Source organism: Nostoc sp., from assembly GCF_036919895.1.
Taxonomy (GTDB): Bacteria; Cyanobacteriota; Cyanobacteriia; order Cyanobacteriales; family Nostocaceae; genus Nostoc.
Genome location: NZ_JBALBW010000067.1, coordinates 80,423 through 98,853 on the forward strand (window position 1 = coordinate 80,423; position 18,431 = coordinate 98,853).

At 42.5% G+C, this 18,431-nt stretch carries 16 protein-coding genes; 7 read left to right on the forward strand and 9 right to left on the reverse strand.

Translation table 11 applies throughout. The features are described from left to right. The first annotated feature begins 227 nt into the window (after window positions 1-227). Both V7K55_RS12610 and V7K55_RS12615 read left to right on the forward strand, forming a co-directional pair. Entirely contained in the window at window positions 228-1,712 is a 1,485-nt protein-coding gene (locus V7K55_RS12610; protein ID WP_334831692.1) for a galactose oxidase-like domain-containing protein, read from the forward strand. Window positions 1,713-1,776: 64 nt separating this feature from the next. Next, a complete protein-coding gene (locus V7K55_RS12615; protein ID WP_334831694.1) occupies window positions 1,777-2,727 on the forward strand; it encodes a hypothetical protein in 951 nt (316 codons plus the stop codon). 358 nt (window positions 2,728-3,085) lie between these two features. Here V7K55_RS12615 and rbsK read toward each other — a convergent pair whose 3' ends face one another. Continuing rightward, window positions 3,086-4,027, reverse strand: coding sequence for a ribokinase (gene rbsK, locus V7K55_RS12620; protein WP_334831696.1), 942 nt, complete (start codon window positions 4,025-4,027; stop codon window positions 3,086-3,088). Between the two features lie 70 nt (window positions 4,028-4,097). Beyond that, window positions 4,098-4,733, reverse strand: coding sequence for a dTMP kinase (gene tmk, locus V7K55_RS12625; RefSeq protein ID WP_334831698.1), 636 nt, complete (start codon window positions 4,731-4,733; stop codon window positions 4,098-4,100). 158 nt (window positions 4,734-4,891) lie between these two features. On the opposite strand from tmk, the gene V7K55_RS12630 reads away from it, so the two are divergent. Both V7K55_RS12630 and V7K55_RS12635 read left to right on the forward strand, forming a co-directional pair. Beyond that, the gene (locus V7K55_RS12630; RefSeq protein ID WP_334831700.1) at window positions 4,892-5,974 is read left to right on the forward strand and encodes an RNA ligase family protein; all 1,083 of its coding nucleotides are present in this window, start codon (window positions 4,892-4,894) and stop codon (window positions 5,972-5,974) included. A 135-nt stretch (window positions 5,975-6,109) separates the two neighbouring features. Further along, window positions 6,110-8,920 (forward strand): ATP-binding protein, encoded by a 2,811-nt coding sequence (locus V7K55_RS12635; RefSeq protein ID WP_334831702.1) that lies wholly within the window; start codon window positions 6,110-6,112, stop codon window positions 8,918-8,920. Between the two features lie 126 nt (window positions 8,921-9,046). Here V7K55_RS12635 and V7K55_RS12640 read toward each other — a convergent pair whose 3' ends face one another. Further along, window positions 9,047-9,781 carry a DUF1995 family protein gene (locus V7K55_RS12640; protein WP_334831704.1) on the reverse strand — a complete coding sequence of 245 codons (735 nt, stop codon included), beginning with the start codon at window positions 9,779-9,781 and terminating at the stop codon, window positions 9,047-9,049. Between the two features lie 229 nt (window positions 9,782-10,010). Here V7K55_RS12640 and V7K55_RS12645 point away from each other — a divergent pair, with 229 nt between their 5' ends. Both V7K55_RS12645 and V7K55_RS12650 read left to right on the forward strand, forming a co-directional pair. Then, window positions 10,011-11,333 carry a D-alanyl-D-alanine carboxypeptidase gene (locus V7K55_RS12645; RefSeq protein WP_334831706.1) on the forward strand — a complete coding sequence of 441 codons (1,323 nt, stop codon included), beginning with the start codon at window positions 10,011-10,013 and terminating at the stop codon, window positions 11,331-11,333. 450 nt (window positions 11,334-11,783) lie between these two features. Then, window positions 11,784-13,001 (forward strand): HhoA/HhoB/HtrA family serine endopeptidase, encoded by a 1,218-nt coding sequence (locus tag V7K55_RS12650; RefSeq protein WP_334831708.1) that lies wholly within the window; start codon window positions 11,784-11,786, stop codon window positions 12,999-13,001. Between the two features lie 188 nt (window positions 13,002-13,189). Here V7K55_RS12650 and V7K55_RS12655 read toward each other — a convergent pair whose 3' ends face one another. Continuing rightward, entirely contained in the window at window positions 13,190-13,417 is a 228-nt protein-coding gene (locus V7K55_RS12655) for a hypothetical protein (protein WP_334831710.1), read from the reverse strand. Between the two features lie 68 nt (window positions 13,418-13,485). Between V7K55_RS12655 and V7K55_RS12660 the strand changes: the two genes are divergently transcribed. Next, window positions 13,486-13,800, forward strand: coding sequence for a WD40 repeat domain-containing protein (locus tag V7K55_RS12660; protein WP_334831712.1), 315 nt, complete (start codon window positions 13,486-13,488; stop codon window positions 13,798-13,800). 20 nt (window positions 13,801-13,820) lie between these two features. Here the strand turns inward: V7K55_RS12660 and V7K55_RS12665 are convergent, their stop codons facing one another. The 5 genes from V7K55_RS12665 to V7K55_RS12685 all read right to left on the reverse strand — a co-directional run bounded on the left by V7K55_RS12665 (window position 13,821) and on the right by V7K55_RS12685 (window position 18,306). Further along, window positions 13,821-14,723: an MBL fold metallo-hydrolase gene (locus V7K55_RS12665; RefSeq protein ID WP_334831713.1), complete on the reverse strand. Its 903-nt coding sequence runs from the start codon at window positions 14,721-14,723 to the stop codon at window positions 13,821-13,823. Window positions 14,724-14,734: 11 nt separating this feature from the next. Continuing rightward, a complete protein-coding gene (gene panD / locus V7K55_RS12670) occupies window positions 14,735-15,118 on the reverse strand; it encodes an aspartate 1-decarboxylase (protein ID WP_323230144.1) in 384 nt (127 codons plus the stop codon). A gap of 130 nt (window positions 15,119-15,248) precedes the next feature. Beyond that, complete coding sequence (locus tag V7K55_RS12675; RefSeq protein ID WP_334831719.1) at window positions 15,249-15,761, reverse strand: inorganic diphosphatase; 513 nt, start codon at window positions 15,759-15,761, stop codon at window positions 15,249-15,251. A gap of 423 nt (window positions 15,762-16,184) precedes the next feature. Continuing rightward, entirely contained in the window at window positions 16,185-16,373 is a 189-nt protein-coding gene (locus tag V7K55_RS12680) for a hypothetical protein (RefSeq protein ID WP_334831721.1), read from the reverse strand. Between the two features lie 961 nt (window positions 16,374-17,334). After that, a complete protein-coding gene (locus tag V7K55_RS12685; RefSeq protein ID WP_334831723.1) occupies window positions 17,335-18,306 on the reverse strand; it encodes a DUF362 domain-containing protein in 972 nt (323 codons plus the stop codon). Window positions 18,307-18,431: the final 125 nt, after the last annotated feature.

The window sequence follows — 18,431 nt, forward strand, 5'->3', positions numbered from 1 at the left end:
AGGACTAGTATTTGATTTTTGAAAAGATACGTAGTCACTGGCGTTGTGTTAGCACGGAGAGTCCGGCACCAAAAACCTTGGAATCAGGTGCGTTACGGCTTACGCCTAACACGCGCTACATATACTTAGATTTTTTCATAAATCAAATTGGATTCCTATATAAGTTTAGGAAGACATTACTTAAAAAAGAACAATAAAAAAATTACGTAGGAATAGTTGTAAATAAAGTGACTCAAACTAATAACAAAACTAACCTTCAAGAAGAAACAGATTTAGGGACTTTCATCGCTCAGGCTACTACCACAGACAAATGGGAAGTATTGTCGTACAATGCCCCAATCCTACCCATACATGGCGCTCTACTTCGTACAGGTAAAGTATTCTTTTTCTGTGGCTCAGGTAACGATCCCAATCGCGTCAATAATCTCTATGACAGTGTGGTGTGGGATGTAAATAAGGGAACATTTACCCGTCAAGCGCCTCCATTGGATAGTAATAATAACCCTATTGACCTTTTTTGCGCCGGTCACTCTTTTCGCTCTGATGGGATGTTGATGGTTGCCGGTGGAACTCTGCGCTACGATCCATTCTATGGTTCACCCTTTGCTGTAATGTTTGATCCCATTACCGAGAAATGGGTCAACAAACCATCAATGAATAATGGCCGCTGGTATCCTACTGTGTTAACACTAGGCAGTGGTCGGATATTCGCAGTCGCTGGGCTTGGTATAGATGGCAAGCTCAACAAACAACCAGAAATTTATTCTTCTACATTCGCAAATGGTTGGAACGCTTTTCCAATAACAAGTGCCTTACCGTCATACGCACATCTGTTTCTATTAAGTAATGGAAACATCTTTTATTCAGGTGCTCAGATGGGTGGTACCGCAGTGACACCAAGAATATTAACCCTGCCAGGGACATTTACACAATCCATTACAGAAAAACTGGTGCCAGGGCTGCAAGACCCAGCTTTTGGCGATCAAGCTGCCAGTGTGCTTTTACCACCTGCACAAAACCAAGCCGTCATGATTATCGGTGGAGGTAGTGCTACTGCGACAACAAACAGGGTAAATATTGTAAATCTAAAAGCTACTAACCCAACTTACGTAGGATCGAGGTTTCTAAAAAATGGTCGGAAGCATCTCAGCGCAGTTTTGTTACCCGATCGCACAGTGTTTGTTTGCAATGGTAGCAGAATGGATGAGAACACAGCCCAATCAATGCTACCAGCAGAAATCTACAATCCAGTCACAAATTCCTGGACAGCAGTAGCTAAACAAAATATCCCCCGCGTATATCACTCTGTGGCCTTGCTCCTACCAGATGGTAGGGTAGCCACAGCTGGGGGGAACCCTCAAAGGAGAGTCGATGAACTGCGATTAGAAATCTACAGTCCTGCCTACATGTCGCAGTCACGACCAATTATTCAGAGCGCTCCTCAAGCATTGAGCTACGGGCTGCAATTTACTATTCAAACACCCCAAGCTGCAAATATTAAATGGGTTAGTCTGATTAGACCAATGGCAACTACCCATTCCTGCGATACAGAACAAAGGTTAGTGGATGTACCGATTAATTTTAGGAATGCTACTTCTCTCAATGTCACGGTAACAGACAATCGAAACATCGCACCACCAGGCTGGTACATGCTTTTTATTAGTGACAACAATGGGACACCCTCTGTAGCTACCTGGACGCAAATATCTTAGCCTTACCCGTTTAGGTTCAATACACAACTACTTAATAAAAGTCATTAATTCTAGGAGTGGAAATATGAATTACAAGTTCTCACGTCGGCATTTTGGCCAGCTGGCACTTGCTGGAACTGTAGCATCTGGGCTTAGTTATTTAGGCAATAAAGCTTTTGCACAAACACCAAGCTTAAATATTCCAAATTTAAATATTGTAGGTATAGGTTCTAGCTCTATCATCACCACTGACCAAACGGTTGTTCCAGAGGTAAACATCACTGAATCAGATGATAGCACTGCCCCAAATATTGTCCCCACGGTTATTAAGCCCGTAGGACTTGTTTTGCAATCCTTAATTACAGGAAATTCTCAGGTACTTGGAGATAAAAGTACACCTCTATTAGAGCTTAATGAGATATTGAGTGGTTTCACTTCTTTAACCGATGGCACACTTGTTGTAGCCATTACTCCTGTTACGACTAGTAGGAGGCAGGCGGCACCGACTCGCATTACATTTTTGGGTACGCCTGTAAAAACTTTGATAGTCTCAGGACTTAAAAGGAATCAACAGCTTGGAAGCTTGCTAGGCACTATTGATGGGCGACTCATCGGTCTAGTAGGTAAAAAGAATGGTACACCACCCATTGTATTGGTAGATATTGACCTTCAAACCGGAGAGATAAGTCCTATTAGTAAGGTTAAATTCCCGAGCGATGAACGAGTCAGTAATCTAGCTGAGTGCCCAGATGGAAAACTCTATACTTCTTTAGTTGGACTCAATGGTGATACAACATTGGTGCAGCTAGATTCAAATCAAAAAAAGCCGATCAGACTGGCACAATTGAAAGTTGATGATAAAGCATGGAATAATGGGCTACAAAGCTTAGTTTGCTCTGCAACAGGTCAACTTCTGGCGTTTGGAGCTATGAGGTATGAGATACCCAATGCTGTATATAGCGTAGATAAGAATAGTGGAAACATGACTCGGCTACAAGACTTTGATACTACTCAGATTGCGCTTGCTCGTAGTTAGAAGGGATTGAGCCAATACCCATATCTAGCAAAAAAGTACCAAGCCCTCGTCTTATCTTGAGGGCTTTTTATTGGCATTAACTCATCCCACAGCTTTTTGAGTCATTGGTTACTAGTACCAATAACCAATAACCAATAACCAATAACCAATAACCAATAACCAATAACCAATAACCAATAACCAATAACCAATAACCAATAAGTCTTTTAATGGATTGACAAAAGTCGCTTTATTCTAATCTCTGGCAGATGCCAATACGTTTCAGTTAAGCCGAAAACTATTTGCTAAAGTCAATTTTTTAACGAACCGCAAAGGACGCAAAGAGAAGGAAGGAAGAAAGAAATCAATAAAGAAATGCTTAACTGAACCGTATTGTGACAGATTCCCTTTCTCTAAGAAACGCATCAAATGTCAACTTATCGGGTAGTGAAGTTTGTGCGCCTGGTTTTGTCGTCGCCAAAGCACCTGCTGCTGCACCCCAAACAACTGCCTGATGTAAAGAAAGTCCTGCAAAAAGGGCCGCAGTTAAGCCACCATTAAAAGCATCGCCAGCAGCTACTGTGTCAACCGCATGAACTTGAAACGCGGGGACAAAAAACTTTTCCTCAGCAGTTGCACAAAAAACCCCTTTAGAACCCAGTTTAACGATCGCACATTTCACACCCCGTTGTAATAAAACTCCAGCAGCCTTTGCTGCTTGTTCCTCTCCATCCACAGGAAAACCCACTAACTGCGCGGCTTCAACTTCATTCGGTGTAATAATGTCCACTAACGGGTAAAGTTCATCTGGGAAATCAGATTGTGCGGGTGCTGGATCGAGAATTACCCTGATTTTGGTTTTTTTTGCGGCTTTAGCGGCTGCAACCACGGCAGTAATCGGAATTTCTAGTTGTAAAAGCAGTGCTGTAGCTTCTGGTAATAAGTGGGACAATCGTTCTACATCTTCTTGATTCACACACCCATTTGCACCAGGAATGACAATAATTTGATTTTCCCCAGCATGATTTACGGCGATGATGGCGACTCCAGAACTAACAGTCTTATCGACGAAAATATTGCCAATCTGCACACCAGATGCTTGCAAGTTGTTGACAAGTTCTCTACCAAAATCGTCTGCACCTACACGCCCCACCATTTGGGTAGGAATTCCCAATTTTGCTAATGCTACGGCTTGATTCGCTCCTTTACCTCCCGAAACTTTCAAAAATTCTTCTCCTAGCAACGTTTCTCCTGCAACTGGTAAGCGGGAGGTTCTTGCTACCAAGTCTATATTTATGCTGCCGAAGACAATAATGCTCATTTTTGTTGATATTTAAAGTCATTTAGCCTAATAGTACAGCAAGCGATCGCGGTTAAAGTCTGCGATCGCTTTACCTCGCCAAGTGCAGGTGTCCGCGCAAAATTTCTTGAATTGCGCGTTGTACAGCTTCTTTACTCAAACTGCCATCTACCCGCACAATTCTTGAGGGATGGGATGCTGCTAACTCTGCGTATCCTTGCTGAACGCGCCGATGAAAAGCGATCGTTTCTTGTTCAATACGGTCTAATCCTATTCCATCTCCCCGTTTACGGGCTAGTCCAACTTCGACATCGACATCTAGCCAAATAGTTAAGTCACTCTCTAAGCCAGCAGTGGCAATATAGTTAAGCTGATTGATTAAACTCATGTTCAAACCGCGACCATATCCTTGGTAGGCAATGGTAGAGTCAGTGTAGCGATCGCATAAAATATATTTCCCTGCTGCGAGATTTGGCTTAAGTTCTTGTTCCACGTGTTGCGATCGGTCAGCAGCATACAATAAAAGTTCTGTCACTTCTGCAACTGGTTTATCTTCTGCCTTTTCTAGTAGCAAGCGGCGAAGATGTAAGCCTAACTCTGTTCCCCCTGGTTCGCGAGTTACCACCACAGAAACACCCAGACTTTCCAACCACTGACAACAAAGCTGCATTTGGCTGGTTTTACCACAGCCTTCTACCCCTTCAAATACAATTAATTTGCCACCCATGCTTTTTTAAGTTCGCTGCAATAAACTTGTTCACTGACGTTTTATCAACAATAGCGCGAAGTGTAAAACCCTAAACTTGGTTCAATTCTAAGGATAGTGAGTTATGATTTAGCGTAATACATGTAATACATAAGTAGTTTAGGTTAAAGTTTCTCTTTATGGACACCCTTAAAGGTAACGTCAACCACTGGACGTATGTCAGTTATGAAAAAATACCGGAAAGTCTGAATCGTTGGAATCTGACAGAATCTGATTATCGTGCTTTTAAGAAAACCGATTGGGTAGTAACCGAAAAAATTCACGGCGCTAATTTTGGTATAACTACAGATGGCTCAGAAGTTCGCTTTGCCAATAGAAAAGAGTTTTTGCAGCCAGACTCAGACTTTTTTGACTATCAATCTCTCAAAGATAAATTAGCTGTTCAAATCCAGGAAATCTTCAGAATTCTCCAAACAGAACGGCATCAATTGCGGAAAGTTTCTATTTATGGAGAATTGTTTGGGGGAGAGTATCCTCACCCAGATGTACCTGCTATTTCTCATGTACAGGCTATTCAAACGGGTGTCTATTATTCACCAAAAATCGAATACTGTGCTTTTGATATTTCTCTTGAACAGAATGGTAATTTAACCGAGCGAACTTACCTTGATTATGACAAAGCACTCAAGTTATTTCAGCAAGTTGGAATGATGGGTGCTGAAGCGTTATTTATTGGTAAATATTCGGCAGCTTTGGCATATAGCATTGGGTTTGATTCGACAATTCCGGCAGCATTAGGCTTACCTAAGTTACAGCAGGTGAATAAAGCAGAAGGAATTGTCATTAAACCGATAAAGACAATCTATGTAGAGACACCAAAAGGGAGAATCAGACCGATTCTCAAAATCAAGATTCCAGAATTTATGGAAGATAGCCGATTTCACCAAGCGACGAAATGGGTTGAGCAAAAACTCCAAATTACAAATCAATATCTGAGTCTAGAATCGGAGTTGTGTCAGGAAATGCTGGTGCTAGTAACTGAAACAAGATTAAACAATGTCATCTCAAAAATTGGGAGAATTTATGCTCATGACAAAAAACAAAAACAGCAACTTATTGAATTATTATTCAAGGATGTCTTAGAAACATTTAATGAAGAATATGAAAGCCTTTTTAATAGCTTGTCAGGTGATAATCAGCAAACTATAATGCAGCAGTTACATCAGGATTGCCAAAAGTTAGTTGATGGTTATTTCAAATAATTGCTGGATGTAAATTTATCTGGTGATATATTATCTAAGCGGACTCCGGGATAAAAGCTTTTGTTCAAAATATTTATAGAGTGGGAACTCTAGCTAATAAGCTTAATTAAATTATCCCACCCAGTACTGCCAATCATGTCCCATCCTGCTCATCCCACTTTGAGCCAATCTTCTTACCCTCGCTTGACTAGAAGCCTAAGTGCTGTAGAAAGTTGGGGCTTCGGTTTGACGGCTCATATTTCTTGGACAGCACTGGTTCCAGCAATTCACGCTGCTCTCGGTTCCCAAGCTATTTTTGTTTGGATACCTGCGGTGATTTTCGGAATGCTCCTCAACTACCAGGTAAAACGCTTGGGTATGCATTTTATAAATGTGGCTGGAGGAACGCCTAATTATGCTACTAAGCTGCTGCAAAACTACCCAGTACTAGCTTGTTATGCCGCAATTGGATACCTCCTCAACTGGGTTTCCTACCTGGCAGTTAATACCATCGTCCTCAAAGATTTGATTAAGGTGAATTTGGAGGCGCTGGGTATTGCCTGTCCAGAAATATGGCTGAATATTGGTTTTACACTGTTGCCGTTTATCGTGGCGTTTAGTGGGACTCGCGCCCTGAGTATTTTACATTTGTTTTTTATAATTCCAGCCTTTGGACTACTAATCACTTTCTGCGTGCAGGGTTTGGGCTGGTTAGCATTTTCTGATGTTAGTCCGGGATTTTTTCCTAACAATTGGTCATCTATAGGTTTTGTGGATTGGGCCAAGTGGTTCTTTTTCGTCACTTATGCCACCTATAGTTGTGAAACGGCTTCTTCTTTTGTCGCCGATAGCCGTCAACCCACCCAAACGCTGCGCTTTTTAGAGGTTGCAGCTTGGATGATGCCACCGATCTTTTTGGGGGGATCTTGGGTAATGATGCGGTTAGCAACCGATCCAAGCCTCGAAGACAATGCTTTTCTGAATCTTGTGGCAGCTTCCCGCCCCTTCTGGGGAGAATCAGCAGGTATAAGTGTTTCCTTTTTGCTGGTGGCTGCAAGTCTTTTAGGTTCGGCAACGGTTGTTTCTAATTGTCCTCGGATTTTGTATCAGTTGGCTTTAGATAAACACATTTCACCTGTATTTTCTGTTGTGTCACGCCGGGGTGTATTTGTACCAGCGCTGACTTTAACACTGGTGTTGTGTCTAATCTATCTGATTTGGGGAGATGTGGCGAGAATCGTAGCCGTTGGCAATGTCGGCTGGTTTATCTCCTTTATGTTATTGCATTTGGGGCTTTGGCTGCGGCGCGATCGCCCGGAAGTTTTGTTCCCTCGCATATCTCTGGCGATTCTGCTGTTAGAAGTTGTGGTGCTAGTGGTGGGTGGATTTGCCTGGGGTTGGCTCAACTTGCTAATTGGGCTATTATTTCCCATTGGCGTTATGGGAATAGATGCGGTGATTCGCCGGGTGAATTTCCCTCCCTTCCACCCCAGTTGGTGGATGCAGCGATATAAATCGCGTCCTGTGGTAATTATCAAGGACTCAGTAGTTCTTCAGGTGGGCATCCTAATTTTTTTACTGTGCAGCGCAGTGGCCGCTGGCTGGTTATTTGGCGTGAAACTTAACAAAGCGGCAAATTCGGGTGGTGAAAATCTATTTGTGGTGCTGCTGATGACGGTAGCATTTGTAGGAGTAGCGATCGCTTGTTGGACAAGTTTACCGCAAGTGGTAGCGATCGCAGAAGCCCGTGAAGCTGCCGAACACCTGTTTACTGTCGCCCAGGATGGTATTTTAGTTGTGGACGATCGAGGCATTATTCAGCAGGCAAATCCGGCAACTGAATCTTTCTTTGGTCTTAACCCATCCGAGTTGCGGGGAAATCACCTCAACAAATGGCTAATTGCATTAGTCTATTATCCAGACGAGTGGACAAAGCGCAGCGAACAAACCTTACTCCGCAATGGCAAAAACAAAATCCTGGAAGTTTCCATCTCAGACAGGCCCCATCAGGATTTTCAAGAGTATGTTGTCATTCTCCACGACATTACCCAGCGCAAACAAGCAGAACAGATATTGCGATACTCAGAAGCACAATTGCGCCAAGAGGCAAAGCAGCTAGCATCTCAACTCGTGCAGAGTGAAAAAATGTCTAGTTTGGGGCAGTTGGTAGCAGGTGTAGCGCACGAAATCAACAACCCAGTCAACTTTATCTATGGCAATATCAGTTATGCCAATCAATATATTGAAGATTTACTGAAACTACTGAAATTATACCAGCAAAACTATCCTAATCCAGTAACTGAAATTCAAAAAGAAATAGAAGCGATAGACTTAAATTTCCTAATAGCAGACTTGCCTAACTTGCTAACTTCTATGACAGTCGGTGTCGAAAGAATCACAGAAATTGTTTTATCTCTGCGAAACTTTTCCCGGTTAGATGAAACAGAGATGAAAGCTGTGAATATCCATGAGGGTATAGATAATACATTAATGATTCTGGAACATCGCTTTAAAGCAAAATCTAACTCTCTAACAATTCAGGTCATTAAAGAGTACGGCGATCTCCCATTAGTAGAATGTTATGCTGGACAACTCAATCAGGTATTTATGAATCTTCTAGCAAATGCGATCGATGCTTTAGAAGAGGCAGTGGAAAATGGTGAATGGGGAGCAGAGAAAGCAGCACTCTCTCCTCCCCAAATTTATATTTATACTCAACTCACGAGTGAAAATCAGGTAGTTATTCGCATTGTTGATAATGGTACAGGCATTCCTGAAAACGTCCAAAAACAATTATTTGAAGCATTCTTTACTACGAAACCAGCTGGTAAAGGTACGGGATTAGGTTTATCTATTAGTTACCAGATTATCACCCAAAAACATCGGGGAAAATTACAATGTATTTCTACTCTTGGACAGGGTACAGAATTTGTAGTTGTAATTCCGCTTAAGCAGCAAACTCTTTAACTGACGTTTCTTGTAAAGTCTTAAAAGCATACTCAAAAAGGATTTAGGGAATAGCACTGCATATACGCTACAGTAAATGATGAGGCAGCAGACGAGCGAGTTTCCCGCTGCTACCTTTACTTTTTGCTAACTACTCAACGCCTTTAAGAACCGTTGCAAACTCTTAAACACACTGGGTTTTCTCGCAGGTGTTGCATCGGCTGTTGTTTGCGGTTGTCCTTTTAAAAGGATCTGATCCAAATCATCACCCGACGGTTTTGTGGGTAATTCGGCAATTCTTTGATATTCGCCGTCAGTTTCCAGCCAAACTTCCCACTGTCCTGGGTAGGAGCGAGATAGGGCACTTTGCTCGTCTATGGGGCGCAGGTAATAACAGGATTCAATGGTGTTGGTAAAACGCAGGCGAGTTTGCCTTGCTGCATAACCAATGCCCACAGTTCCAGAATCTTCGAGGCGGGGATTTAAAAAGACTACAGGGCGATCGCCTATTACTTGACACAATTTTTCCACCTGCGGTACTTCTACGGAAGTGGGAGCAACGAACAAGAAAATTTCATCCTCTGGCTGAATTTTTGTTTCCAAGGAAGCAGTCCTTCCCGTACCGATATCTAAAATTTGAAATGGTGCGTCAGCCCAATTGCGGCGGGCTAGGGCGGCAGCACCAGCGTCAGCAAAGAAAATCTTCAAACGGGAATCATAATCTGTAAACACGGGCACAAATTGTTCCGCCACGGGCATAAACTTGAGTTCTGGGAACAGGAACTCAACTTGCAAGCGAGTACAACCATCTGCAAGGGCAGCTTGGACAGCTACACAAGATTGGGCGATCGCATCTTCAAGGCTGTTAGGAAGTTCACTCATAGTTTATGATGTCGCTTTAGCATTACTCTTATTGTTTCAGTATTGGCTCTTATTGAGTAGACAGACGGTGACGATCGACCAAACATCGGTGTCAGAATCAAGATGACAAAAAAGTGCTATTTCCAGATGAGAAAAACACCAGTTATTATGGCTCAATACTGATTTTGGGAAAAAAGCTTGTATATTAGCACAGTAAACAACATATCAGATCCTTACAGAGGAATAAAAAATGCTGGAATTATTGGGTTCAGGTTTGGTGTCACTCTGGCTGGAAATGGCCGGGGTACAAATCAAGCCTATGGATGCCTTGGATGCCTTGACTTGGCAAAGTAGTCCTGGCTTAGTTCTTGCGCCCGATCCCAATCCAACTGGGGCGACTACGGTGCAGGAATATCTGAAAAAGCTCATAACATCAAAGGTGGTGGCGCAAAATCTGGCTGAGAGTCAGGGAATTTGGATGCAGTCGGGGCCAATGCTGATGGCAAATCACCAAGGTACGACACCTCTGCCGGCTGCTTCTTTAACAAAAATTGCCACTTCATTAGTTGCTTTGAAAACTTGGGGGCCAGATTACCAATTTGATACTTTGGTGAGTGTGACTGGGCCAGTGGTAAATGGAGTTGTACAGGGCGATTTGGTGATTACAGGCCGTGGCGATCCGATGTTTGTTTGGGAAGAAGCGATCGCTCTTGGTAATACTCTCAATCAAATGGGCATCAAGCAGGTAAAGGGAAATTTAATCATTAATGGCAGTTTTGCCATGAATTTCCAACGTCAACCGATGCTGGCGGGTATGATGCTCAAGCAAACACTAAATCGTGCCACTTGGGGCCGCCCCGCTCTTTATATATATTCAATCATGCCCAAGGGAACGCCCAAGCCTCAAGTCGTGATTGCGGGTACGGTGAAAGTTGAGGCTCAACCAAACCCTCAACAAACTTTGTTACTGCGTCATCGTTCATTACCCTTAAAGCAACTGCTCAAGGAAATGAACGTTTACAGCAACAACGATATGGCAGAGATGCTAGCAGAGTCAGTGGGAGGAGCAACTGTAGTTCAATCTACTGCTGCTAACCTTGCAAGAGTCCCACAAGCAGAAATTCAGTTAATCAATGGTTCTGGATTAGGGCCGGAAAACCGCATTTCCCCTAGGGCTGTTTGTGCCATGCTGATGGCTATTCAAGTTGAAGCATCTGCCCATCAGCTAAATCTGGGTGACTTGTTCGCCATGTCTGGATTCGATCATCGAGGAACAGTACACAGCAGACACATTCCCCTTGCTACTGTGATCAAAACTGGTACTCTCCGGGATGTGAGCGCTTTAGCCGGAGTCATGCCCACACGCGATCGCGGTTTGGTTTGGTTTGCTATTATCAACCGTGGGACAAATGTTTGGGGTTTGCGAACTGGACAAGACCAACTACTACAAAGTGTTGTCAAACAATTACAATTACCTCTAACTGTTCCGACTGCTTTAACTCCCCACTCAGCCATCAACTCTTTACCCCAGCTAGGTGCAAGCAGTCGGAATGAAATTTTATTCAAAGGTTAGTTCATCATCCGATTGAGTTTTGAACCAAAAGTGAGGATGGTTGTCCCCTATCTCCTTTTTATCGGTGTCACTACTTTGAAAGTTGTAGTATTGTTAGCAATCCAAAAGTCTCATTGATGGGTAAAAACCGAACTTGTAAAGGGTAAATGTCCATAATAGCTTTTGGGTTAAATTTTCCATTAAGTTGATTACAGGTAACTCGCAAAATGCCCTAACTAGAGAATTGGGGAGATTAGGCGAAACCTGAAGTAAAAATAACTGTAAATAGATTTGTCACATCAAGAGGAAAGGGAGCAAGGGGCATTTATTGCTGGGGAAAAGACCCCAAACATAAATGTATTGGCTCTAAAACCCTTGATTCCAAGGAAATTTCCGAATCTTTCTCCCCTGCTCCCCTGCCTCTTCGGTCACGACTAAGCAACAATTAGGCTTATAAATTAGGTTGTGATTATGCGATTTCTCAAATTACCCAGGTCTATAGGTCAACTCAGTAGTTATGTTTTAGCGATCGCGCTAGGAGTTATGCTAACGGTTAGCACATTTCAGGTGTTGCCCTCCCAAGCCGAACCCGCACCCATAGTCATAGCTAAAGATACTTCACAAGCGAATGCCCAAAGCCAATCACCAGCTACGGCTGCGATCGGTAGTACTAGTTTTGTCACAGCAGCAGTAAATCGGGTTGGTTCAGCAGTTGTCCGTATTGATACTGAGCGAACAATTACTCGTCGCGTCGATCCATTTATGGAAGACCCGTTTTTCCGGCGGTTTTTTGGTGACGGTTTCTCTCAACAGATGCCGTCTTCTGAGCAGTTGCGCGGTTTAGGCTCAGGTTTCATTATTGACAAGAGCGGCTTAGTTATGACTAATGCTCATGTGGTCGATAAGGCTGATAAAGTAACAGTCCGACTCAAAGATGGCCGCACCTTTGAAGGGAAAGTTCAAGGTATTGATGAAGTTACAGATTTGGCAGTAGTCAAGATTAACGCTGGTAACGATTTACCAGTTGCGCCCTTGGGTTCTTCCACTAATGTCCAAGTAGGAGACTGGGCGATCGCAGTTGGTAATCCTTTAGGATTTGATAACACCGTTACCTTGGGAATTGTCAGCACCCTCAAACGTTCCAGCGCTCAAGTTGGCATTAGCGACAAACGCTTAGACTTCATTCAAACCGATGCCGCCATTAACCCAGGTAATTCTGGCGGGCCATTATTAAATGGCCAAGGTGAAGTGATTGGCATTAACACAGCCATTCGTCCCGACGCGATGGGTATCGGATTTGCCATTCCTATTGATAAAGCTAAAGCGATCGCAGCGCAACTGCAACGTGATGGCAAAGTTGCTCACCCTTATTTAGGTGTGCAAATGCTAACTTTAACACCCGATCTTGCCAAGCAAAATAATATTGATCCCAACTCTCCTATTCAGATACCAGAAATTAATGGTGTTTTTGTGATGCGAGTTGTCCCCAATTCACCAGCTGCATCTGCGGGTATCCGGCGCGGGGATGTAATTCTGCAAGTTGATGGTAAAGCTATTACCAGCGCTGAACAATTGCAGAACCTTGTGGAAGACAGTCGTCTTGGTCAAGTATTACAGGTGAAAGTCCAACGGGGTAATCAGACACAGCAGCTTTCAATTCGCACAGCTGAGTTGAAAGCTGCTTCTTAAGGGTAATACAAGTAGGTTGGTGTAAATAATTCGCGCAGCGCAATAAAAAATACGTCCTTGTACAAATCCCCTAATTTTAATTATGGGGATTTCGCTGTTCCCTCTTGCCCATTAACGAGTCGCGGAAGTCCCCACCTTCAATGTACTACGGAATGCTCGTTTGAATTTTGGGGTCAAAACCAGCAGTCTCATTTCTCTGGTTCATTTAAAGATTGGCGTAATGCTGCAATAACATCTTGGGCTGACTGATGCCGAAATTTACCTGTATGGAAATCAGCTAAGGTTTGTTGAGCATCTATAGCTATTTCTGCACGACAAGTTTCGTGTTGGCGCTTTTGTAGAATCTTAATCAGCATTACTTGCTGCTCAGAGGAAAGCTGCAAAGCGTCTTCTAGTACTTGATTTAGAGTACTCATGATCGAATTAAACTATCAACTCTCAGGTTCAAAAAGATTACAAGGTCTAGTAAATTATAGCGTTTTACTTGATATACCAGATCAAAGAACAAATTATTATTGCTAATGGCATTAGCCAGCGCAAACCTGATTCGGGTATGCCTCATAGTGCTATGACACCTGATGGCTCACTGCTTGTCGTTGGCAATATTAACGAAATTGAGGTTTGGGATCTGGAGAATAGGCAGCAGCTTTGTGTACTGTATGGGCATAAGTCTAGGATTGACTATCTTACAATTAGCCTAGATGGAAAAACCATTGTCAGCTATGCTTTTAATGACAGCATCAAAGTTTGGCATAGTAATGGGAGTTGTCATAATCGTTACAGCATCCTTTTACCGTAGATCGCTACAACGAGTCTAAATCACTTACCAACAGCTAAAACTAGACCTTCATGGGCTAATATTGCTTGAGGAAAAGCAGATTTAATATCGATTTGAACCTGGTCAAGAAAATCATCATGGTCATCTGGGTGATGATGAGAAATAGCTAGCCGTTGCACACCAGCATTTAAAGCTGCATTCACCGCAGCTTGCCAGAGTAACTCAGCATAATCATGGTTGTGAGAGGTTGGGGGAGTATAAGTGGCATTGGCAATCAGCAAATCAACGCCTTTTATAAACTCTAAAATCCGCTCTCGCTCAACTTGTTCGGCATTTTGGTGTAAGTCCGTGACATAGGCAACACTATAATCTTGCCAAGTAACTCGATAGCCGACTGAGCGCTGAGTTTGATTGATTAATGCAGTTGCAATGGTGACATCATCTAGCTTTACATCACTGTCTGGAGTCAGATTGTAAAACTGCAATTCCGACTGCATTACCTGTAAAGGGTAAGGAAAGTGGGGCTGGAGCATCTGATCGTACAGACATTGTTTGATTGAGGCTCCATTTGAGGCAGCTGTGCCGTAAATATGGAAGCAATTTTCCCCAATAAATGCGGGAGCAAAAAAGGGAAACCCTTGAATTCGGTTTGATTGGCAGTTGGTAAAAAATAAATGGGCTTGTATTGGCTGTTGTAGTTCTTGCCAAGTCTTACCCAGTATGCGTAAGCCAGTACCGCCATCAAAAATCAAGCTTTTTCCTGCTACCTGCATTTCTACACAAGCGGTATTACCACCATAGCGGTTGGTGCTGGTGTCTGGGGTGGCAATCAAACCCCGTACACCCCAAAATTTAACGATAAACTCATCTGCTGGGCTACTTGGCAGGGTAGCAGACTTTTCAGGTATGTAGCTCTGGGAATCCGACAACTCAAAATTTGACATTTTCTTTGAAATTAGACCTTAACGAGCAGGTCATCGTAGCGCCGAACTTCCAACAGCCTGTTTTTTTCGTCCACCATGACTACCGTAGGAGAGTAATTTTTTAACTCTTCTGGAGTGAACTGCCCGTAAGTCATTATAATCAAGCGATCGCCAATAATGCCTAAACGTGCCGCACCTCCATTTAGCTCAATTACTCCCGAATGGGCTGGAGCCGGGATCGCATAGGTAATAAAGCGTTGACCGTTGGCACTATTAACTACTTGCACTTGCTCATAAGGTAAGATACCAGCTTTTTCCAAAAGCATTTCATCAATGCTAATACTACCCACGTAGTTGATATTCGCCCCCGTGAGGGTGCAGTTATGAATTTTTGCCAAAAGGAGAGTACGCTGCATTTTGCTTTAGGGTTGGTGGCAGTTTTTGCGATCCGTAACAAGCGAAATGTTATAAGTAGAGACGCGATTAATCGCGTCTCTACAGGAGTGAGGAATAAAAATTTATAACTCTTAACTCCTAACTCCTCTATTATCCTCTATAAGCTTTTACGGATTTTTCTACTAAAGCTGCAACCTTGTCCACATCTTGCCAACCGAGAATTTCAGTCACCTTTTTTTCCAAATTTTTATAACTACGGAAAAATTCGGCAATTTCTTCTAAGCGGTGTGGTGCTACGTCTTTCAGGGATTTTACTTGAGTGTAGCGCGGATCTTTGTCAGGAACACAAAGGATTTTTTCATCGCGATCGCCACCGTCAATCATCTCTAAGAAGCCAATCGGTCGGGCAGAAATAACACAGCCTGGAAAGGTTGGTTCATCAATTATGACCATACCATCGAGGGGATCGCCATCTTCAGCCAAAGTATTGGGTACAAAGCCGTAGTCATAAGGGTATTGTACCGATGAATAAAGTACTCGGTCTAGAGCAAAGGCTTCTAGTTCCTTGTCGTATTCGTATTTATTTTTACTTCCGCCAGCAATTTCAATCAGAACGTTGATCAGACCGGGTTTCGGTTGGGCAGGAATACGAGATAAATCCACAAAAAAGTCCTCTGATAACAGTGAATCATGGGGGCACTCATTCAGCTTCGCTCCCCGTGTAGAATTTTAGGGCAATATGGGGATCTCTTCCCAAGGTATTCATTTTATGGGATTGGGGACTGGTTATTTCTCCTTCATCTTCCTTACTGGACAGTTTCCTTGAATCACACCAAAAAATGGAAAAAGCGTTGCGAAGTAACTTCGCAACGCTTTTTCCAAGAGGGGATTATTTTCTCCCGTCCTTGATTGCTGTTGGAGGGATTTGTGCCTCTACTGTATCAAGACAACTGAAACCTGGAATCACACAATGTAAATTCAGGTTATTCTCGATTAACTACATCAACATGTCCAGAGATTCTATCAAAATCAGTTTTCTCCTTTTTTGTAGCTCTCCTGCTGGTGAGATGCTATTAGCAAGCTTTATCAATCTTGACTTGCTTTGATGTTGTGGATCAGGGGTTGCTGGTTGTTTTGAACATTAGTTGAAGAATAGTGAGCGATAACAAATACAGGTAGGGTGAGGGTCAACAGAGCGATCGCAGTTCCCACAATGTCTGCCAAACGTTGGGAATATGTGTCGGTAGAATTGGCAGACTGGCTATTTGAATTCATACAAAATTGAAGTTACTCGTAACACTGTGTAGGTGTAGGTTTACTCTCTAGTTGAGAGTCTTAAATGCTATATTAGCTATTTCTAAACTGTAGAATGTGTAGCATCCTACAATCTAAACCAGTTATACAACTGTCATAATAGCCTTTTGATACATGGAGTTCTTAATACAAAGTTACAACTAAACAAATCATGTTTTATTTTGTAATTAATATTTTCAGATGTTTCCCTGTATGGTGTAATGGTTTGCATCCGCAAAGCCAACTTTGACAGCATCATAAATTACATTTTTTCGCTGCTTAAAGATTAATTAGCAAAACATATTTGTCTGATACTTCACGATTATAACATTCTAAAACGCCTTTGATAAGGTTATTTTACTGAAATTGCTAATTTGTGATACAGGACACAAAACCGCAAAATCACTGAATATCTATAAATGCTTTTGATTGTTATCCAGTAGTTATACACACAAATATTTGACACAAAATAAGAAATGAGTAGGAATTATTTTTGTAACCAATGATAACTACCGAATAAATACAGATACATCAACTGTTTTGGGCAGCATGGATTCAGTGATATCACTAAACAAATATTTAATAATTTCAACTTCCAATCTGTGTGATATTACAGCGCCTTTGTCAATCTATATATAGGTAGAGTAAAACATATTTTAGAAGTTCGTATAGATATGTAGTGGGTTATTGCCTAACTCTGGTCTAATTTCCAGATGCTAAATCCTTATAACTTTTTGGGTAAATCAAAATTTAAGACGAGAAATTGCATAATAAATTAATCAGTTAAAAAAACCGCCACTAATATAATAGGGCGGTCTGGTTAAGCAATCGGAGGGTAATTACAGATTACTCTGTTAATAAATAAGATTGCTGTAACGAAGTTTGCACTAAATTGGGCATGGGAAGAGGACAAGGGGAAAGACTTGTCCCCAGTCCCCAGTCCCTAATTCCTTCCGTAAACACTAATTGGTTCTTTGATAAATCGGGTGTAAAGATGCTTAAAGGTAGACTTAACTACGCGGGGCATACCAAAATCTATGGGTATCAACTTGTCTGGTAGCCGCCAATCTTCTATTTTTAATAAGTCGGGATTTAAATGTGGAAACTCAATAGCAGCAAGTTCTGGACAAACTCCTAGCCTTTGGGAAGCTGCAACTGTAGGCACTTGTTCAGGAGGAACATTGAGGATTTCTAGCATTGCCCGATCTAAGGCAAATATATCTGATGCGGCTGCTAAAATACCGAGTTGGCGAGGTTCACCGTTACTAGGGCCATTTCCTTCATGACCAATGATGCCATCTAATATGGTTAAGTTAGGGTTAATAGCCCTGGCAGTTTCTACTAACATTTCACCAAATCTATTGGCATCTTTTCCGGCTTCCATGTGCCACCAAGCTTTCATTTTACCGGGGACGCAACCAAACAAGTTTTTTACGCCCAGTGTTAATGTCAACTGCATGTGTGATTTCACTTTCGGTAGGTTAATCACTACGTCTGCTTCCATTGCTTCTTTAGAAAGTCGCAGATGGTTAAAATTATCACTAACGGTTTGGTAACGTTGACCGTGAAAATCGATGATGGGAAGATTGAGTTCTTCTAAAATAGGCAGATAGCCGTTTGCTATTGCTACACCTTTGGCACTGCCAAAAGCAGGGCTATCACCCAAAAATGGCTTACCGCCAACCTCAATTACCATTTGAGCAACTTCGTAAACTAGTTCAGCACGGGTGATACACTCTTTACCAGGACGCGACCCTGTAAGTAGATTAGGTTTGAGTAAAACGCGATCGCCTTTTTTCACAAATGCTGCTATTCCTCCAAAAGGTTCCAGGAGAATGACTAAGGATTCTCGTAAAGCCTCTCGTTCGTAAGATGTAGCCCGAATGAGACTAACAGATGGGTTTTGAGTCTGCATAGATTAGGGATTGGGGACTGGGGATTGGGGACTGGGGATTGGGTATTGGGTACTGGGCATTGGGTACTGGGCATTGGGTACTGGGTATTGAGTATTGGGTATTTGGAAAACTCCTAGTCCCTAGT